This is a genomic window from Aquabacterium sp., assembly GCF_016234775.1.
In the GTDB taxonomy this organism is placed as follows: Bacteria; Pseudomonadota; Gammaproteobacteria; order Burkholderiales; family Burkholderiaceae_C; genus Aquabacterium.
Map to the genome: position 1 here is coordinate 213729 of NZ_JACRAH010000042.1, position 18251 is coordinate 231979.

The 18251-nt window shown below is 62.6% G+C and carries 19 protein-coding genes and 1 pseudogene; 14 read left to right on the forward strand and 6 right to left on the reverse strand.

Going from position 1 to position 18251, the window contains the following annotated elements; translation table 11 throughout:
• Positions 1-108 precede the first annotated feature (108 nt).
• From HY836_RS13180 to HY836_RS13230, 11 genes and pseudogenes are all read left to right on the forward strand, one after another.
• The gene (locus tag HY836_RS13180; protein ID WP_290676609.1) at positions 109-1545 is read left to right on the forward strand and encodes a S41 family peptidase; all 1437 of its coding nucleotides are present in this window, start codon (positions 109-111) and stop codon (positions 1543-1545) included.
• A 9-nt stretch (positions 1546-1554) separates the two neighbouring features.
• The gene (locus HY836_RS13185; protein WP_290676610.1) at positions 1555-2340 is read left to right on the forward strand and encodes a HesA/MoeB/ThiF family protein; all 786 of its coding nucleotides are present in this window, start codon (positions 1555-1557) and stop codon (positions 2338-2340) included.
• Positions 2341-2489: 149 nt separating this feature from the next.
• Complete coding sequence (locus HY836_RS13190; RefSeq protein ID WP_290676611.1) at positions 2490-3401, forward strand: TIGR00730 family Rossman fold protein; 912 nt, start codon at positions 2490-2492, stop codon at positions 3399-3401.
• Positions 3402-3416: 15 nt separating this feature from the next.
• Positions 3417-4379, forward strand: coding sequence for an arginase (gene rocF / locus HY836_RS13195; RefSeq protein ID WP_290676612.1), 963 nt, complete (start codon positions 3417-3419; stop codon positions 4377-4379).
• Between the two features lie 91 nt (positions 4380-4470).
• Positions 4471-5832: a patatin-like phospholipase family protein gene (locus HY836_RS13200; protein ID WP_290676613.1), complete on the forward strand. Its 1362-nt coding sequence runs from the start codon at positions 4471-4473 to the stop codon at positions 5830-5832.
• Between the two features lie 36 nt (positions 5833-5868).
• Positions 5869-6183, forward strand: coding sequence for a 50S ribosomal protein L21 (gene rplU, locus HY836_RS13205; RefSeq protein ID WP_290676614.1), 315 nt, complete (start codon positions 5869-5871; stop codon positions 6181-6183).
• A gap of 45 nt (positions 6184-6228) precedes the next feature.
• Positions 6229-6486: a 50S ribosomal protein L27 gene (gene rpmA / locus HY836_RS13210; RefSeq protein ID WP_290676615.1), complete on the forward strand. Its 258-nt coding sequence runs from the start codon at positions 6229-6231 to the stop codon at positions 6484-6486.
• A gap of 225 nt (positions 6487-6711) precedes the next feature.
• Positions 6712-7749: pseudogene (gene cgtA, locus HY836_RS13215) on the forward strand (Obg family GTPase CgtA); the annotation flags it as partial.
• 36 nt (positions 7750-7785) lie between these two features.
• Positions 7786-8454 carry a histone H1-like repetitive region-containing protein gene (locus tag HY836_RS19010; RefSeq protein ID WP_367114696.1) on the forward strand — a complete coding sequence of 223 codons (669 nt, stop codon included), beginning with the start codon at positions 7786-7788 and terminating at the stop codon, positions 8452-8454.
• Between the two features lie 59 nt (positions 8455-8513).
• A complete protein-coding gene (gene proB, locus HY836_RS13225) occupies positions 8514-9632 on the forward strand; it encodes a glutamate 5-kinase (protein ID WP_290676616.1) in 1119 nt (372 codons plus the stop codon).
• Positions 9633-9835: 203 nt separating this feature from the next.
• Positions 9836-10906, forward strand: coding sequence for a putative solute-binding protein (locus HY836_RS13230; protein ID WP_290676617.1), 1071 nt, complete (start codon positions 9836-9838; stop codon positions 10904-10906).
• A 78-nt stretch (positions 10907-10984) separates the two neighbouring features.
• Here HY836_RS13230 and HY836_RS13235 read toward each other — a convergent pair whose 3' ends face one another.
• Positions 10985-11602: an RNA pyrophosphohydrolase gene (locus HY836_RS13235; protein WP_290676618.1), complete on the reverse strand. Its 618-nt coding sequence runs from the start codon at positions 11600-11602 to the stop codon at positions 10985-10987.
• A gap of 104 nt (positions 11603-11706) precedes the next feature.
• Between HY836_RS13235 and HY836_RS13240 the strand changes: the two genes are divergently transcribed.
• The 3 genes from HY836_RS13240 to HY836_RS13250 all read left to right on the forward strand — a co-directional run bounded on the left by HY836_RS13240 (position 11707) and on the right by HY836_RS13250 (position 15097).
• Positions 11707-13470 carry a proline--tRNA ligase gene (locus HY836_RS13240; RefSeq protein WP_290676619.1) on the forward strand — a complete coding sequence of 588 codons (1764 nt, stop codon included), beginning with the start codon at positions 11707-11709 and terminating at the stop codon, positions 13468-13470.
• A 35-nt stretch (positions 13471-13505) separates the two neighbouring features.
• Positions 13506-14180, forward strand: coding sequence for a lytic transglycosylase domain-containing protein (locus tag HY836_RS13245; protein WP_290676620.1), 675 nt, complete (start codon positions 13506-13508; stop codon positions 14178-14180).
• A 113-nt stretch (positions 14181-14293) separates the two neighbouring features.
• Positions 14294-15097 carry a PEP-CTERM sorting domain-containing protein gene (locus tag HY836_RS13250; RefSeq protein WP_290676621.1) on the forward strand — a complete coding sequence of 268 codons (804 nt, stop codon included), beginning with the start codon at positions 14294-14296 and terminating at the stop codon, positions 15095-15097.
• Between the two features lies 1 nt (position 15098).
• On the opposite strand, the gene HY836_RS13255 is transcribed toward HY836_RS13250, so the two are convergent.
• The 5 genes from HY836_RS13255 to HY836_RS13275 all read right to left on the reverse strand — a co-directional run.
• Positions 15099-15686 carry a UbiX family flavin prenyltransferase gene (locus HY836_RS13255; protein WP_290676622.1) on the reverse strand — a complete coding sequence of 196 codons (588 nt, stop codon included), beginning with the start codon at positions 15684-15686 and terminating at the stop codon, positions 15099-15101.
• A 7-nt stretch (positions 15687-15693) separates the two neighbouring features.
• Positions 15694-16008 (reverse strand): Grx4 family monothiol glutaredoxin, encoded by a 315-nt coding sequence (gene grxD, locus HY836_RS13260; protein ID WP_290676623.1) that lies wholly within the window; start codon positions 16006-16008, stop codon positions 15694-15696.
• Positions 16009-16074: 66 nt separating this feature from the next.
• Complete coding sequence (locus HY836_RS13265) at positions 16075-16839, reverse strand: hypothetical protein (protein ID WP_290676624.1); 765 nt, start codon at positions 16837-16839, stop codon at positions 16075-16077.
• Positions 16840-16986: 147 nt separating this feature from the next.
• Complete coding sequence (gene prmC, locus HY836_RS13270) at positions 16987-17823, reverse strand: peptide chain release factor N(5)-glutamine methyltransferase (RefSeq protein WP_290676635.1); 837 nt, start codon at positions 17821-17823, stop codon at positions 16987-16989.
• Positions 17824-17845: 22 nt separating this feature from the next.
• A partial coding sequence (locus HY836_RS13275; protein ID WP_290676625.1) for a peptide chain release factor-like protein occupies positions 17846-18251 on the reverse strand: 406 nt, incomplete at its 5' end.

The following is an 18251-nucleotide window of genomic DNA, read 5'->3' on the forward strand; positions in this document are numbered from 1 at the left end:
CGCTTATTGCCCTGCGGGAGGCCCCGCGCGGTCCTATACTGACCGGTCATCAAGCAGGTTGGATTGAGCAACCTGCGTCGCTGTGGTTCAAAAAGGCAAATCAACGCCATGACTTCCAAACTGAAGATTGCGGGCTGGGTCGCGCTGGGTGCGCTGGCCGGTGGCCTGACCACCATGCAATTTGGAGCAACTGCCCGCAGTTCCATGGCGCCGCTCCCGATGGAGGACATGGCTCAACTGGCTCGGGCGTTCGGCCTGATCAAGTCAGACTATGTTGAGCCGGTTGACGAGAAGAAGCTCATCGGTGATGCGATCAGCGGCATGGCGGCCGGTCTGGATCCGCACTCGGTCTACCTGGACAAGGTCGGCTTCAAGGAATTCCGCGAAAGCACCTCGGGCAAGTTTGTCGGGGTGGGCATCGAAATCGGCATGGAAGACGGCCTGGTCAAGGTCGTGTCCCCGATTGAGGGCTCGCCTGCATTCCGCGCCGGCATCAAGACGGGCGATCTGATTACCAAGATCGACGAAACCGCCGTCAAGGGCCTGACCATGGACCAGGCGGTCAAGCGCATGCGCGGTGACCCCAACACCAAGGTCGTCCTGAACATCTACCGCACGTCCGAGAGCCGCAACTTCCCGGTCACGATCATCCGCGAGGAGATCCACGTTCAGAGCGTTCGCGCCAAGATCGTGGAGCCTGGCTATGGCTGGATCCGCATTTCGCAATTCCAGGAGCGTACGGTCGAGGACTTCGTTGCCAAGGCCGAGAAGCTGTTCAAGGATGAGCCCAAGATGAAGGGCCTGGTGCTGGATCTGCGCAATGACCCGGGCGGCTATCTTGAAAGCGCGATCGCCGTGTCCGCAGCCTTCCTGCCCAAGGATGTCCTGGTGGTGAGCACGAATGGCCAGTTGCCTGACTCCAAGAAGGAGTTCCGGGCGCGCCCTTCCGACTACGCTGGCCAGTTCGGCTCCGATGCCCTGTCCAGATTGCCGGCTGCGATCAAGACCGTTCCCGTGGTCGTCTTGGTCAATGAAGGCTCGGCCTCGGCCAGCGAAATCGTGTCTGGCGCTTTGCAGGATCACAAGCGCGCGGTGCTGATGGGCGGGCAGACGTTCGGCAAGGGTTCGGTGCAGACCGTGCGTCAGCTGACCGCTGACACGGCCTTGAAAATCACCACCGCCCGGTATTACACGCCCAGCGGCCGTTCGATCCAGGCCAAGGGCATCGTGCCCGACGTGATGGTCGATGAGAGTGCCAATGGCAATCTGTACTCGGCACTGCGTGTGCGTGAGGCGGATCTGGACAAGCACATCACCAGCGGCCAGGGCAGCGAGGTGAAGGACGCGGCCCGCGAGAAGGCGCGCGAGGATGCCATCAAGAAGATCGAGGAAGCCAATGCCAAGAAGGGTGAAGCGCCCAAGCTGGCTGAGTTTGGCAGCCCTGAAGACTTCCCGCTGCAGCAAGCACTCAACAAGCTGCAAGGCAAGCCGGTGGTGGTCTCCAAGACCATGACCGAGCGCAAGCCTGAAGACAACAAGAACTGATCCTCGATCTTGGACGACGATCAGCGCCTGCGCTACAGCCGCCACCTCCTGCTGGATGAGTGGTCAGAGGAGGCTCAGGATCAGTTGTTGGCGTCGCATGCCCTGGTGATCGGGGCAGGGGGCTTGGGTGCCCCCGCCTTGATGTACCTGGCCTCGGCCGGGGTCGGGCGCATCACCGTGGTGGACCCTGACACGGTCGACATCACCAATCTGCAGCGTCAGATCGCGCACACGACCGAGCGTGTCGGGCAGGCCAAGGTGCTGTCCGCCGAGCTGGCGATGTCTCAACTCAATCCTGGTGTGCAGGTTCATGCCATCGCCCAGGCCGCCGATGAGGCCTTGCTGCGCGAATGGGTGCCTCAGGCCGACGTGGTGCTCGATTGCACCGACCGCTTCGCCATTCGGCAGTTGATCAACCGAGTCAGCCGCGAATCTGGTGTGCCCCTGGTGTCAGCTTCTGCCGTGCGCTTCGATGGACAAATCAGTGTGTTCGACCCGCGCGTGCCTGCCAGCCCCTGCTACGCCTGCCTCTTCCCGCCAGACGCGCCGCCGGAAGAAACGCGTTGCGCCATGTTGGGCGTCTTTGCGCCTGTGGTGGGCATGATGGGGGTGATGCAGGCGGGTGAGGCCATCAAGCTCTTGCTGCAGTCCTCGCCGATGTCGCCTTGGGCGGGGCACGAGAGCCTGGCCGGGCGATTGTTGATGCTGGATGGCCGTACCTGGAGCTGGGCCGAGATGCGCGCACGCCGTCAGGCAGCCTGCCCGGTTTGCGGCTCATCGTCACTGGCTGGCTGAGTGACCTGGCTGTGGGCGTTGCGGTGAAGCTGCAACTCCCCCGCCTTGACGGGCTTTTTTGACGGCCACAACAGCTGCCTCGGTTGCATACTGCCAATAAGCGCCGCTCCCTTTGCAGGCGGTGCCGCCTTAGTGCAGGACCGTCCAACATGAACAACCCCAAAGAGCTGCTTGAGCGTAACTTCCCGACGGCCGGTCAGGACGTCAATGCCGCCAGTGCGGTCAAACCGTCGCTGTATTCCGGTGCCGACAGCAGCTATGACCTGGCCTTCGCCGATCAGGACTTCCTGCTGCACCCCGACCTGCGCCCGGTGCGCATGCAGCTGGAGTTGCTCAAGCCGGAGATGATCCAGCGCGAAGAGGGCATCGAATCCACCATTGTGGTGTTCGGCAGCGCGCGCATCCTGCCGGCCGAGGTCTCTCAGGCCCGCTTGCGCGAGGCCATGGACCAGCCTGATGGCGCTGCGCGTGATCTCGCCGTGCGGGCCGCACAGCGCCAGGTCGATATGTCTCGGTATTACGAAGAGGCACGCGCTTTCGCCAGCCTGGTCACCGAGAACTCGGCCCAGTTGCAGAACCCTATCTACGTGGTCACCGGCGGTGGGCCGGGTGTGATGGAGGCGGGTAACCGCGGCGCTTTCGAGGTGGGCGGCAAGAGCCTGGGCCTGAACATCGTGTTGCCGCACGAGCAGGAGCCCAACCCCTACATCACGCCGCGTCTGTGCTTCCAGTTCCACTACTTCGCGCTGCGCAAGATGCACTTCCTGATGCGCTCGGTGGCGCTGGTGTGCTTCCCCGGTGGTTTCGGCACCCTCGACGAGCTGTTCGAGACGCTCACCCTGATCCAGACCGGCAAGTGCCGCAAGCGCCCCATCCTGCTGTTCGGGCGTGATTTCTGGACCAAGCTGATCAACTTCGATCACCTGGTCGATACCGGCATGATCAGCCCGGAAGACCTCAACTTGTTCCACTACGTCGAGACGGCCGATGAGGCCTGGGGCACCTTGCAGAAGGTGTACGGCCTGGGCAAGCCGGACGACGACATCGCCTGCGGCTGGTAAGGCGGGCTGCACACCATGAGCGCCGACCAGTTGGATCCTGTCACCCGTTTGAGGTTGATCGGCGCGCCCACCGACATCGGCGCCAGCATGCGCGGGGCCTCGCTCGGCCCGGAAGCCTTGCGCGTAGCCGGCCTGCCCGATGCCTTGGTCAGGCTGGGCTTGCAGGTCCATGATGCCGGCAACGTGCAGGGCCCTCCCAATCCCTGGTTGCCGCCTCAGGACGGGCATCGTCATCTTCAAGAAGCTCTGGCCTGGAATCAGGCTGTGTTCGAGGCGGTGATGGCTGCCCTGAATGAGGGTGAGGTACCCATGCTGCTGGGCGGCGACCACAGCCTGGCCATCGGCTCTATTGGGGCGGTTGCAGCCCATTGTCGTCAGCAGGGCAAGCACCTGCGCGTGATCTGGTTGGATGCCCACGCCGATTTCAACACCAGTGACATCACCCCCAGTGGCAACATCCATGGCATGCCGGTGGCGGTGCTGTGTGGCCATGGCCCGGCCGCCTTGCTCAAGCTCGCTGGCGCATGGGGTGAGGCCGAGGCGGGCCCGCCGGCCTTGTCATCCGAGCACATCCGCCTGATCGGCGTGCGCAGCGTGGACCCGCTCGAGCGCCGTTTCGTGCATGCCCAGGGGCTGGAAGTCTTCGACATGCGGCACCTGGACGAGCACGGCATGCGCGCCGTCATGCAGCAAGCCCTGATGGGTGTGGACGAGCACACGCACCTGCACCTGAGTTTCGATGTGGATTACCTGGACCCGGACATCGCGCCCGGTGTGGGTACGCCCGTGCGGGGTGGCCCCTCCTACCGCGAAGCACAGTTGTGCATGGAGATGATCGCCGACACGGGGCGCCTGGCCTCGGTGGATGTGGTTGAACTCAACCCGGCGCGCGACGTGCAGAACCGCACCGCAGAGCTGGTGGTGGATCTGGTGGAGAGCCTGTTTGGCAAGTCCACCCTGATGCGCTGGCGCCCTTGAAGGCGCTTCCTGGCGGATTTGTGACCCTTTTCTGGGGTTAATACGTGTATGGGAGGCATCAATGCATGCCAAATATGGCCGATATAGGGCCATGAGCCTGCCTGGAAAGACTGCCCTGATCCTGACTGGTGGTGGCGCGCGTGCCGCCTACCAGGTTGGTGTGCTGCAAGCGCTGCAACTGATCCGCCGTGAAAGCGGGGAAGGGCGGCGGGGTAACCCTTTTCAGATCATCAGCGGTACATCCGCTGGCGCCATCAATGGCCTGGCCCTGGCTTGTCAGGCCGATCACTACGATCTGGCGGTGCGTGCCATGGTCGAGGTCTGGCGCGATTTCCGGGCCGAGCAGGTCTACCGTGCCGACTCGCTGGGGGTGATCCGCTCCGGTGCGCAATGGCTGACTTTGTTTTCGCTGGGCTGGGCGCTGGCCAGATGGCGCAAGGCGCGCCCCCGTTCGCTGCTGAACAACGACCCGCTGCGCGAATTCCTGCCTTCCCTGTTCAATGTGGACCGTCTGCCCCAGTTGATGGCGGAGGGGCACCTGGACGCGGTGGCGCTCTCGGCCTCCAGCTACACCACGGGTGAGCACGTCACCTTCTACGACACCGTTCACGACGTCCAGCCCTGGGCGCGCTCCCAGCGCATCAGCGTCAAGGACCGGCTCACGATGGACCACCTGATGGCTTCGTCGGCCATTCCTTTTGTGTTTCCGGCCGTCAAGCTGCATGTTGACGGGCGACCTCACTATCTCGGTGACGGCTCCATGCGCCAGGCCGCGCCGATTTCGCCGGCCATCCACCTGGGTGCCGACCGCATCTTGGTGATCGGGGCGGGGCGCCTGCATGAGCCACCCGCACCGCGCGAGACGGTGGTCGAGTACCCGAACCTGGCGCAGATCGCGGGCCACGCCATGTCCAGCATCTTCCTGGATGCGCTGGCGGTGGACATCGAGCGCATGCAGCGCATCAACAAGACACTCGGCCTGCTGTCCCCCGAGGCGCGCGCCCAGTCGGCGCTCCGCCCGGTAGACATTCTGGTGATAGCGCCCAGCCAGCGCATTGACGACATCGCGGCCCGACACCTCTGGGCCCTGCCTCCCGCCGTGCGCGCCATGTTGCGGGCCGTGGGTGTGTACGGGCGAGGCAAGACGGCGCGTGGCTCGGCCCTGGCCAGCTACCTGCTGTTCGAGTCGTCCTTCACCCGAGAGTTGATTCACTTGGGCTTCACCGATGCGCTGGCCAAGCGCGAGGAGGTGCTGCGCTTTTTCGGCTGGGGGCAGCAAGACGGCGCGGAAAGTGGCCCGGTTGCCGCCCAGGGCGGGCTGTATGACGCCAGCTTCCCGGTGTCGGCCAACATGCAACTGGCTCCCGCCGTGTCGGCAGCGGAGATGGTCGGGCCTGATCGCCCCTTTACATTGCAGAGAGACCGTGCTAGAGTGGAGAGCTTCGCTTTGTAAAAGAGGCGGAGAGTTCTTTTCCTGAAAGGTCTCCACATGTCATACGCGGTCATAAAAACCGGCGGCAAACAATACAAGGTTGCTGTTGGCGAAAAAATTAAAGTAGAACAGATTGCTGCGGACGTTGGCCAAGAGATCGTGATCGACCAGGTTCTGGCAGTCGGCTCCGGCGCAGAACTCCAGGTTGGCACGCCCTTGGTGGCTGGCGCAACTGTCAAAGCAACTGTCCTGTCGCAAGGTCGTCACGACAAGGTCCGCATCTTCAAGATGCGCCGTCGCAAGCACTACCAAAAGCGTCAAGGTCACCGTCAGAACTACACCGAGCTGCAAATCAGCTCCGTGAACGTCTGATAGCGCCGTCTCGTCTAACCACTAGCCCCACCAAGGAGTAAATCCATGGCACAGAAAAAAGGCGGCGGTTCCACGCGGAACGGCCGTGACTCACAACCAAAGATGCTGGGCGTCAAGGCCTTCGGCGGTGAACTGATCTCCGCTGGCTCGATCATCGTCCGTCAACGCGGCACCCGCTTCCACGCTGGTACCAACGTCGGCATGGGCCGCGATCACACCCTGTTTGCGCTGGTCGATGGCACCGTGTCCTTCGCCACCAAGGGTTCGCTCAACCGCAAGACGGTCATCGTCACGCCGGTTTGATCGGTCTCTGATCGGCCTTTGGTCGGTCCTCAGGCTGCCGTCTGGCTCAGGCTGGGCGGCAAGCCGAACCAAAGCCTCGGTATGCCGGGGCTTTTGTCATTCTTGTCGTTTCCTTCCTGTCACTTCTTTTTTCGCCTTGATCGCTCTGCGTGACAACGCGCAGCAGATCGGGCTCGCCAGACGGGATAATCACCGTCTTGCCCCCATTCCAAGGACACCTGTCTCATGAAATTCGTTGATGAAGCCACCATCGATGTGGCCGCTGGTAATGGCGGCGCCGGTTGCATCAGCTTCCGTCGCGAGAAGTTCATCCCCTTCGGTGGCCCCAATGGTGGCGACGGTGGGCGAGGCGGGCACGTCTTTGTGGTGGCAGACCGCAATATCAACACGCTGATCGACTACCGCTACGCCCGCCGCCACGAAGCGCGCAATGGCGAAGCCGGTCGCGGCTCGGATCAGTTCGGCCACGCGGCTGACGACATCATCCTGCGCATGCCCGTGGGCACCATCATCCGTAACGCCGAAACCGGCGAAATCATGATGGAACTGCTGGAGCACGGCGAGCAGCGCATGCTGGCCAAGGGGGGCGATGGTGGCTTCGGCAACATGCACTACAAGAGCAGCACCAACCGCGCGCCCAAGAAGAAGACGCCCGGCTGGCCTGGTGAGGCCTTCAAGATCAAGCTGGAACTGCGTGTGCTGGCTGATGTGGGGCTGCTGGGCATGCCCAATGCCGGCAAGTCCACCCTGATCGCGGCCATCTCGAACGCCCGCCCCAAGATCGCCGACTACCCCTTCACGACCCTGCACCCCAACCTGGGTGTGGTGCGCGTGGGACCTGAGAAGAGCTTCGTCGTGGCCGACATTCCCGGTCTGATCGAAGGCGCCTCGGAAGGCGCTGGCCTGGGCCACTATTTCCTGCGCCACCTGCAGCGCACCCGCGTGCTGCTGCACGTGATCGACCTGGCACCTTTCGATGACACCGATCCCGTGCAACAGGCGCGCGCCATCGTCAACGAACTCAAGATTTACGACCAGGCCCTGTTCGACAAGCCTCGCTGGCTGGTGCTCAACAAGCTGGACATGATCCAGCCCGAAGACCGCACGAAGAAGGTGCTGGACTTCGTACGCCGCTATGGCTGGAAGGGCCCCGTCTTCCAGATTTCCGCGCTGACCCGCCAGGGCTGCGAACAGCTTGTTCAGACCATCTACCAGCACGTGGCCTCCATGCAGGAGCACCATGTTGAATCTGATATCCGCTTCGATGTGGAAGCCAATCTGCCCATGGCCAGCGACCTGATGGCCGAAGCTGGCTTGAGCTACGACCCCGATCTGGAGGCGTTGATCAAGCCCAAGAAGGCTGATGAGGACGGCGCAGCGCCGAAGAAGACGGTTGCGCCGAAGAAAGCTGCGGTCCAGAAGGCAGTTGCCAAGAAGGTTGCAGCCAAGACGGTCAAACCAGTCGTCAAGAAGCCTGCTGCCGAGAAGCCTGTTGTGAAGAAGGCGGCAGCGAAGAAGGTAGCGGCCAAGAAGGTGGCATCCAAGAAGGCGGTCGCCAAAAAGGCCGTTGCAGCCAAAACGGTGACGAGCAAGGTCGCGCCGGTCAAGAAGGTGGCGAAGAAAGCCGCCGTGAAGGCCGAGGTGGCCACGAAACCTGCGGTGAAGAAGCCTGCAGCCAAGAAAGTGGCCGCCAAGAAAGCGGCGGTGAAGACGGTGGCCCTGAAAAAGGCTGCAGTGAAGAAAGCCGCCGTGAAGAAGCCGGTCGCAGCCAAGAAGCCTGTGGCCAAGAAAGTCGCGGCCAAGAAGGTGGCGGTAAAGGCCGCGGTGAAGAAGGTCGCCAGCAAGAAGGCTGCTCCGGCCAAGAAGGCTGCCGCCAAGAAGGTGGTCGCCAAGAAGGTGGTCGCCAAGAAGGTGGTCGCCAAGAAGGTGGTCGCCAAGAAGGCCGCAGCCAGGAAGTCTGTCCGTTGATCCCATTCGGCCAATGAACACTGCATTGGCCACTTGATGAAGAACGCCCGAGTCTGCCCATGAACGATGTGTTGAAGAGCGCCCGCCGCATAGTGGTCAAGGTGGGGTCCAGCCTGGTCACCAACGAAGGCAAGGGTGTGGACGCAGATGCCATTGGTACCTGGTGTCGCCAGATGGCGGCGCTGGCAGCCGATGGGCGCGAAGTCATCATGGTGTCCAGTGGCGCCATTGCCGAGGGCATGAAGCGCCTGGGTTGGGCCACGCGCCCGCACGAGATCCATGCCTTGCAGGCCGCTGCCGCCGTGGGCCAGATGGGCCTGGCGCAGATGTATGAAACCAAGCTGCGCGAGCACGGCATGGGCAGTGCCCAGGTGCTGCTCACGCACGCCGACCTGGCTGACCGCGAGCGTTACCTGAACGCCCGCTCAACCTTGTTGACACTGCTGTCGCACAAGGTGGTGCCGGTCATCAACGAGAACGACACCGTGGTCACCGACGAGATCAAGTTCGGCGACAACGACACCCTGGGTGCGCTGGTGGCCAATCTGGTCGAAGCCGATGCCCTGGTCATCCTGACCGATCAGAAGGGTCTGTACAGCGCCGATCCGCGCAAGGACCCCAACGCCCGTTTCATCGATGTCTGCACGGCGGGTGACCCGTCTCTGGAGCAGATGGCGGGGGGCGCAGGCTCCCGTGTGGGCACGGGCGGCATGATCACCAAAGTGCTGGCCGCCAAGCGCGCTGCTGGCAGCGGCGCCTCCACCGTGATCGCCTGGGGGCGTGAGCCCGACGTGCTGGTGCGCCTCACGCAGGGCGAAGCCATTGGCTCCCTGTTTGTGGCGGCCACCGCCAAGCAGACAGCGCGTAAACAGTGGATGGCCGATCATCTGCAACTGCGCGGTGCCGTCATCATCGACGATGGCGCCGTGGCCAAGTTGCGCGACGAAGGCAAGAGCCTGCTGCCCATTGGCATGACGGAAGTGGTGGGCGAGTTCCATCGCGGTGACGTGATCGCCGTGCGCAATCAGGCCGGGCAGGATGTGGCCCGTGGCCTGGCCAACTACGCCAGCAGTGAGGCGCGTCTGATCGTGCGCAAAGCCTCGTCCGAAATCGAAGGCGTGCTGGGCTTCACCAGCGAGCCCGAAATGATCCATCGGGACAACCTGGTCCTGGCCTGAATAGCGTATTGCGCTTGGCGAAAGCCAGTTAACTGCGGGTAACTTCTGTCAGGGAAATTTCGCCTGACGGAAGCGTAAAGCCCGCTTTCACCCCCCTCTTTGCTCGTGACCAAGGGTTCGTACTGTCCTTGGGGTGGTGGCGTTTTACGTTAAAAACGTGACCCTTGTTTCCTTTTCTTTCTGATTCCTCCGAGGAGGTCTTGATGGCTCTGATGAATAACACCCTTGCTCGTTTTTCTTCTATCTCGCTGGCTGCTGCCGCCGTACTGGGTGGCACCCTGGGGATGGTCTCCGCTGCACAGGCCAAAAGCCTGGTCTGCGTATGGGACGTGGCGGGTAAGACAGGTGATGTGTTTGCGGCAGCGACGGACTACGCCGTGGCCATGCAGAAAAATGGTGCCGACATCGAACTCAAGAGCTATGTCGATGAGCGCGTGGCCATTGAGGACTTCCGTGCCGGTCAGTGTGACGGTGTGATCGCCACCGCCTTCCGTACCCGCCAGTTCAATATGGTGGCCGGCTCGCTGGACAGCATCGGTTCGACCACCGTGATCAAGAACGGCAAGGTCGACATGGACGCGAGCTACGAAGTCGTGCGCAAGGTGATTCAGGTGTTCGCGGATCCCAAGGCCGGCAAGCTGATGACCGAAGGCAACTACGAAATCGGTGGCATCTTCCCGCTGGGCGCTGCATATCCCATCGTGCGCGATCGCAAGATCAACTCGGTTGAAGCCCTGTCAGGCAAGAAGATCGCCGCGTTCGACTACGACAAGGCTCAGGGTGTGATGATCCAGCGTATCGGCGCCCAGCCGGTGTCCGTTGACATCACCAACATCGGCCCCAAGTTCAACAACGGCTTCGTTGACATGGTGAGCTTGCCCGCGGTGGCTTTCAAGCCCTTTGAGCTCTACAAGGGTATCGGCAAGACGGGGGGCATCGGCCGCTTCCCCATCATGATCCCCACCGTGCAGGTCGTGTTGAACAAGTCCAAGTTCCCCGATGGCTTTGGCGAGAAGTCGCGCAATTACTGGTTGTCGCAGTTTGACCGTGCGATGAACATTGTTCAGACGGCTGAAAAGGGCATTCCTGCTGCCATGTGGGATGAACTGCCTGCCGAGCACATTCCCAAGTACGTGCTGATGTTCCGCGAGTCACGCATCGAGATCGCCAGGCAAGGCCTGTACAACAAGCAGGGCTTGAACATCATCAAGCGTGCCCGTTGCAGCATCAACCCGACCGATGCCGAGTGCGCCACCAAGATCGAGATCGAGTGATCGACCTCTGCGTTGATGGCATGCGAAAAGGGCTCCCTTGGGAGCCCTTTCATTTGGTGGTGCGATCTGACGACGATGTCAGGATTGCTTGATCTCGATCTCCACCTGAATCAATTGCTCGCTGATGGTTTCGATCGGCATGTCCGTGTCCTCCTGGCCATCTGATCGCCGGCCATTGCTGCCACGCATGTTGCCGCGCAGGTAGCGGTTCTGGTGCCCTTGTGGCTTGGGCAGAAAGCGCGCCAACTCACTCAGGGCCATTTCATACACGCCGCGCTTGAACTCGATCACGGCTTCCAGGGGCACCCAGTATTCATGCCATCGCCAGGCATCGAACTCCGGGTGGCTGGTGGCGCGCAGGTTCATGTCGCTGTCACGCCCCGTCAATTGCAACAGGAACCAGATCTGTTTCTGGCCCTTGTAATGCCCTCTGGCGTCCTTGCGTATGAAGTGCTGCGGCACCTCATAGCGCAACCAATCGCGGGTGCGAGCGATGATGCGGACGTGGTCGGGCAGCAAGCCCACTTCTTCGTGGAGCTCGCGGAACATCGCCTGCTCTGGCGACTCACCATGCTTGATGCCGCCTTGCGGGAACTGCCAGGAATGGGTGCGGATACGTTTGCCCCAAAATACCTGGTTCCGGTGATTGAGCAGGATGATGCCGACGTTAGGCCGAAAGCCTTCCCGGTCGAGCATAATCAACTCCGAATTTTTCAACTAGTTTCATTATTGCACCGCAATGGCTTGACGGCTAGTAGCCTTTGTCAATGCCTCATTTGCGCGGTGTATTTTTTACGCATATGAAAGCCTCCCAGTTCTTCATTTCGACCCTCAAGGAAGCCCCTGCCGACGCTGAAATCGTGAGCCACAAGCTCATGACGCGGGCAGGCTTCATCAAGAAGCTGGGCGCGGGCCTGTACAACTACATGCCCATGGGCTTGCGCACCATCCGCAAGGTCGAAGCCATCATCCGTGACGAGCTGAACAAGGCCGGTGCGGTCGAGCTGGTGATGCCCGTGGTGCAGCCTGCCGAGCTGTGGCAGGAGACCGGCCGTTTCGACAAGATGGGCGACGAGTTGCTGCGCTTCAAGGATCGCCATCAGCGCGACTTCGTGATCCAGCCGACCGCCGAAGAAGTGGTGACCGACATCGCCCGCCAGGAACTGCGCAGCTACCGCCAGTTGCCCAAGAACTTCTATCAGATCCAGACCAAGTTCCGCGACGAGCGTCGCCCCCGTTTCGGCATCATGCGTGGCCGTGAGTTCACGATGAAGGATGCCTACTCCTTCGACCGCGATGTGGAAGGCGCAGGCAAGACGTATGACGCCATGTTCGCGGCCTACACGCGCATCTTCGAACGCCTGGGCCTGCAGTTCCGCGCCGTGGCCGCTGACACCGGCGCCATTGGTGGCGACCGTTCGCACGAGTTCCAGGTGATCGCCGACACGGGTGAAGACGCCATCGTCTATTGCCCCACGAGCGAATACGCAGCCAACATCGAGTTGGCCGAAGGTGTGGCCCTGATCGCGCAACGTGGCGCAGCCTCGGTGGCTTTCGAGAAGGTCGCCACCCCCGGCAAGAGCACCTGCCCCGACGTGGCCGAGTTGCTGGGTCTGCCGCTGAGCCAGACCGTGAAGTCGCTGGTGCTGGCCACGGACGAACTCAACGAGCATGGCGAGATCGCCAAATCCGCCGTGTGGCTGTTGCTGGTGCGTGGTGATCACGACCTCAACGAAGTCAAGGCGGGCAAGATCGAACTGGCTGATGGCACCGGTTTGAAGGCTGGCTTCCGCTTTGCCACCGAAAAGGAAATCATCGAGCACTTTGGTTGCAAGCCCGGTTACCTGGGCCCCGTCAAGCTGCTCAAGCCCGTGAAGGTGATCGCCGACCGCACCGTGGCCAACATGGCTGATTTCGTGTGCGGCGCCAATGAAGAAGGCTTCCACATCCAGGGCGTGAACTGGGGCCGTGACCTGCCCGAGCCCGATCTGGTGGCCGACATCCGCAATGTGGTGGAAGGGGATCCTTCGCCTGACGGCAAGGGCGTGCTGGCCATTCAGCGCGGCATCGAAGTCGGCCACGTGTTCTACCTGGGTAACAAGTACTCCAAGGCCATGAACGCGACCTTCCTGGACGTGGACGGCAAGCCCAAGCACTTCGAGATGGGTTGCTACGGCATCGGCGTGACCCGCATCCTGGGTGCGGCCATCGAGCAAAAGCACGACGACCGCGGCATCATCTGGCCCGATTCGATCGCGCCGTTCTCGGTGGTGATCTGCCCCGTGGGCTATGACCGCTCGGAAGACGTCAAAGCCGCCGCAGACAAGCTGCACAGCGAACTGCTGGCCAAGGGCGTGGACGTGATCCTGGACGACCGTGGCGAACGCCCCGGTGCCATGTTCGCCGACTGGGAGCTGATCGGTGTGCCGCACCGCGTGGTGCTGGGCGACAAGGGCCTGAAAGATGGTCTGGCCGAGTACCAGGGCCGCCAGGATGCCGCCGCCAGCAAGATTGCTGTGACGGAAGTCCTCAATCACGTGCTGTCGCGCGTGCAAATCGGCTGACCACAAGGGCGCCGATTGGTTTATCTTTGACGTTCATGTTGTCGCGACGCTGGCTTTCTTCTCTGACGTGTGCGCTGGCAGGCCTGGGCCTGCTGGCGGGCTTGTGCGCGCCTTTGGTGGCGCAGGCTGGCGCCCAGGTGGAAGAGCCCTTGGCGGACGCCGTGCGCACGGCCTTGTCGGCTGCCGTGGGCAAGAGTGCGCCGCAGCTGGTATTTGCCGATGCCGGCCAACGCCAGCAGTGCGAATCCTGGGCTGCCACGCTGGAGGCCAAGCTGGCCAAGCGCAAGCCCGAAGAGCTGGTGCGCCGCGAGTTCCTGCAGACGGTGTGCTACGAGTCCAAGCGCGCTGGGTTGGATCCTTCTCTGGTGATGGGCCTGATTCAGGTGGAAAGCGGCTTCCGCAAGTACGCCATGTCACCCGTTGGCGCGCGTGGCTATATGCAGGTCATGCCTTTCTGGTCGCGCGTGATCGGCAATGGCGAAGCCAGCAGCCTGTTCCACATGCAGACCAATCTGCGCTTTGGTTGCGTGATCCTGCGCCACTACCTGGACGTGGAGAAGGGCAACCTCTACATGGCCCTGGGGCGCTACAACGGCAGCCGCGGCAAGCCCGAGTACCCGAACATGGTCACGGCGGCACGCCGCGCCTGGCAATTGGGTGACGGCGCTGGTGCGCAGATGGCCGACGCGGGCTCGGCGCTGCGTCGTTGAGTGGTGGCGCAGCATCGCACCTTGTGAGAACGTGTGAATGCGGGATGTGGTGCGCGGCCTTCTGCCCGTTAAAATGCGCTCCGTTCAATACATCAACAAACACAAGGGATACCATGATCAAGTTCAAGGGATGGCTGGTTGGCTTGTTGGCCGCCAGCGTGTCATCGGTCGCACTGGCTGGTTTGTCGTCGGCTGATCTGTCCACACAGGGTGATGGACTGTTGACGGTGGACAGTGAGACTGGTCTGGCATGGCTGGACGTCACGGCGACGCGCGGCATGTCGGTTTTTGACGTGATCTCCTCAGGTAATGCCTTGTCGTCAGACTGGTTGTCGCAAGGTTTCCGTTTCGCGAAGGCGTCGGAGCTGGATCAACTGGTGCAACACGGCGCCACTCAGCTGGATTTCATGGCCTGGATGGGCGCGTGGGCAGCTTCGCCAGAGGTCAGTGCTTACCTGGGTGGCTCGACCACCATGTTGGCCGGCGTACTGGCTGGTGATGGCTTTCGTGCAGACGGCACGGTGCGGGTGGATCGCTTGCTGTTGACTCGCGATACCCGAATCAATTCTGGGGAGATCGTCAATCGTCCTGCGGAACTGGAGGGTGATTGGGTCGATGTCGGGTCTTCCCAAGGTGTTGTGGAAGGCCCGGTGATCACGCGTGAGGTACTGGCGCAGTTGCTCAATAACAGCGCGTCTCCTTGGCTTGAGGGCCAGACCTCCACATCGTCGCCCATTGATACGAATTTCGGTGACTTTCTCCGTCGACATACGGCGTCGGTCTCGCCGATGTCCGCGGACCTGAGTCGAGGTGTCTTCCTGGTGAAGGACGTATCCGCTATGCCAGAGCCTGCGTCGTGGGCCTTGATGAGCCTGGGGTTGCTCGGCTTGGGCTTCGCTGCTCGCCGTCAGCGCTGATTCACAACCCGCGCCATTCCTGTGGCTGTGCCTGCTCGATGTGCAGCAGGGCCAGCACGCGCTCCACGGTGTCGTTGACCAGTTCGTCGATCGACTGCGGGCGGTGATAGAAGGCGGGCAAGGGCGGGAAGATGATGCCGCCCATTTCGGTGACGGCCGTCATGTTGCGCAGGTGGGCCAGGTTGAAGGGCGTTTCGCGCACCATCAACACCAGGCGCCGGCGCTCTTTCAGCGTGACGTCGGCCGCGCGGGTCAACAGGTTGTCTCCCATGCCGTGGGCCACGGCTGCCAGCGTTTTCATGGTGCAGGGTGCGATCACCATCGCATCCGTCATGAAGCTGCCGCTGGCGATGCAGGCGCCCACGTCACCCGGTGCGTGAGCCTGGGTCGCGAGCGCTTCCAGCGCCGTGCGGTCCAGGCCCAGTTCGTGGTGCACATTGAGGATGCCGGCAGGCGTGGCCACCAGATGCGTCTGCACGCCCAGGGCGCGCGCGCGCTCCAGCAGGCGCACGCCATAGATGGCGCCGCTCGCGCCGGTGATGCCGACGATCAGGCGTCGTGGCCTGGTGCTGCCCACGGGCTCCTGCATGGGCTGCTTACTTGGCAGCCAGGGTCTGTTGCAGTTCGCCGGCCTGGTACATCTCCATCATGATGTCCGAGCCACCAACGAATTCGCCGTGGATATAGAGCTGGGGAATGGTCGGCCAGTTGGCGTATTCCTTGATGCCCTGGCGAATGTCTTCGTCTTCCAGCACGTTGACGGTCTTGAGTTCGGTCACGCCGCAGGCCTTGAGGATCTGCACGGCGCGGCCGGAGAAACCGCATTGTGGGAACTGGGCATTGCCCTTCATGAACAGGACGACGGGGTGACCCTTGACCAGATCGTCGATGCGTTTTTGAACGTCGCTCATATGCAAACCAAGTCGTAAATGAAAACAGGCCCGGTTATATCAGGCCTGCGGCTGGTCTGCAGTAGCTCAGAAGGAATAGCCGACTGATACTTTGACTACCGGGCGCAAGCGCATTTCACGCACGAGTTCGTCCAGCGTGCGATCGCCCTGGACAACCTGGCCCAGGTGGTTGTTGGTGTTGACATTGACCAGACCCAGGTCAGCGTTGAAGCGCCAGGCGCTCCGGGTGCCGTTGAGCGTCAGGCTGTTGCTGTAGCCAGCGCCCAAGTAGGGTGTGGTCTGTTGATCTTGTGAGGCGCTGCCGTTCATCAGGTTGAGGCTGTCCAGGCGCTGCAGGCTGAGATTGAGCCCGCCGCCGTTGCCCTCACTGGCCCACCAACTCTGGCCGGTGTCGCCGCGCAGCAGGCCGGCTGTGGCACGGAAGCCGCCCTCCAGATAATAGTCGGACAGGATGTGCATGCTGCGGATGCGCAGGCCACCGCCCAGGTGGGGCTGGGCCAGCACGAAGCTGTCCTTCAGGGGATTGACGGGGCGGTCAACGACCACGCCGATACGGCCTTCCCAGTGGGGCCAGAAACCTTTGCCGCGCAGTGTCAGGCCGCGGCCTTGGGCATCGTCGGCATCGTTCTGGGCCAGGCTGATGCGCACGCTGGTGTAGTTGCCGCTGCCGGTGTTCTGATGCAGGGCGTGGCCTGCGTAAGGCACCATCTGTGCCTGGGCTGCCCCCACGGTCATCAGCCCGCAAAAAGCGGCGGCCACGGCCCATTTGCCTGTAACCAGGCTGCACTTGCTGGAGGACGTGTGCGACGCGGTGGGGGCGGTGTGGGGCATGGCAATCTCCTGACGAACGAATTCATGCTACGCCTCGGTCCAGCGCTTGTGCGACAGAGATGTGAGCGTTCGTCAAACCATTTTCGCCGGGTGGAATCGACTTGGGAGGGGGTTTGCACCCTCTTGCATCGTCATGGCGTGGTGGCGTCAGGTGGGGCGTTGACCGCCCGTGCAGCGTGCTTGCCCGCCCAGGTCGAAGCGGGTACTTACATTTGAAAATCCGTGGTCGCGCAGGAGTTGCGCGACGGCGACAGCCTGGTCGTAGCCATGTTCCAACAGTAACCAGCCGCCAGGTTGCAGGTGTGCGGGGGCGGCGGCGGTGATCTGGCGCAGGTCGTCGAGGCCGTCCGGGCCGGAAGTCAGTGCCTGCTTCGGCTCGAAACCCAGTGCGGCCATATGTGTATCGCCCTCGGCGATGTAGGGCGGGTTGCTGACGATGAGGGCGAAGCGCTCCCCGGCTACCGGCGCCAGCCAGCTGCCCAGCCTGAAACTGACCGGCAGGCGCAATACCCGAGCGTTGTGCTGGGCCATGCGCAGGGCGGGCTCGGAGGCGTCCACGGCCGTCACCAGGGCCTTTGGGCGGGCGTGCTGGATGGCCAGCGCGATGGCGCCGCTGCCGGTGCCCAGATCCAGCACGGTGGTGGCGGTTTGATCGGGAATCAACGACAGCGCCCATTCGACCAAGGTCTCGGTGTCAGGGCGGGGCACGAGCACGTCGCGCGACACCTGCAGCGTCAGGCCGAAGAACTCTTTTTCGCCCACGATATAGGCCAGGGGCTCGCCGGCAGCGCGGCGTTGCAGATCGCTCAGGTAGCGGGTTTGCTGCGGGGGCGTCAGTGTGTCGGTGTCGTGCGCGAACAGCCAGGCGCGGCCTTGTTGCACGGCTTCGCACAGCAGCAGTTGGGCGTCCAGGCGGTCCACGCCGAGCTGGCGGGCGTGTTGCTGCGCCTGCGCGATGGTCAGCGGCGTGCGCATGGCATCCATCGTGAGCGATTGGGCTTGGTCGTCAGACACCGGTGGCGGCTTCCAGTTCGGCCAGTTGATCGGCGGCTTGGGCGGTCAGCAAGGCGGCGATCACGTCATCGAGTTCGCCTTCCATGATGCTCAGCAGCTTGTAGAGCGTCAGGTTGATGCGGTGGTCGGTCAGGCGGCCCTGGGGGAAGTTGTAGGTGCGGATGCGGTCGGAGCGGTCGCCACTGCCGACCAGGCTTTTGCGCAGGGCGGCTTCCTTGGCGGCGCGTTCGCTGCGTTCCTTTTCCTGGATGCGGGCTTGCAGCACCTGCAGGGCCTTGGCCTTGTTGCTGTGCTGGCTGCGGCCGTCCTGGCATTCGGCCACGATGCCGGTGGGCAAGTGCACCACGCGCACGGCCGAGTCGGTCTTGTTGATGTGCTGGCCGCCGGCGCCGCTGGCG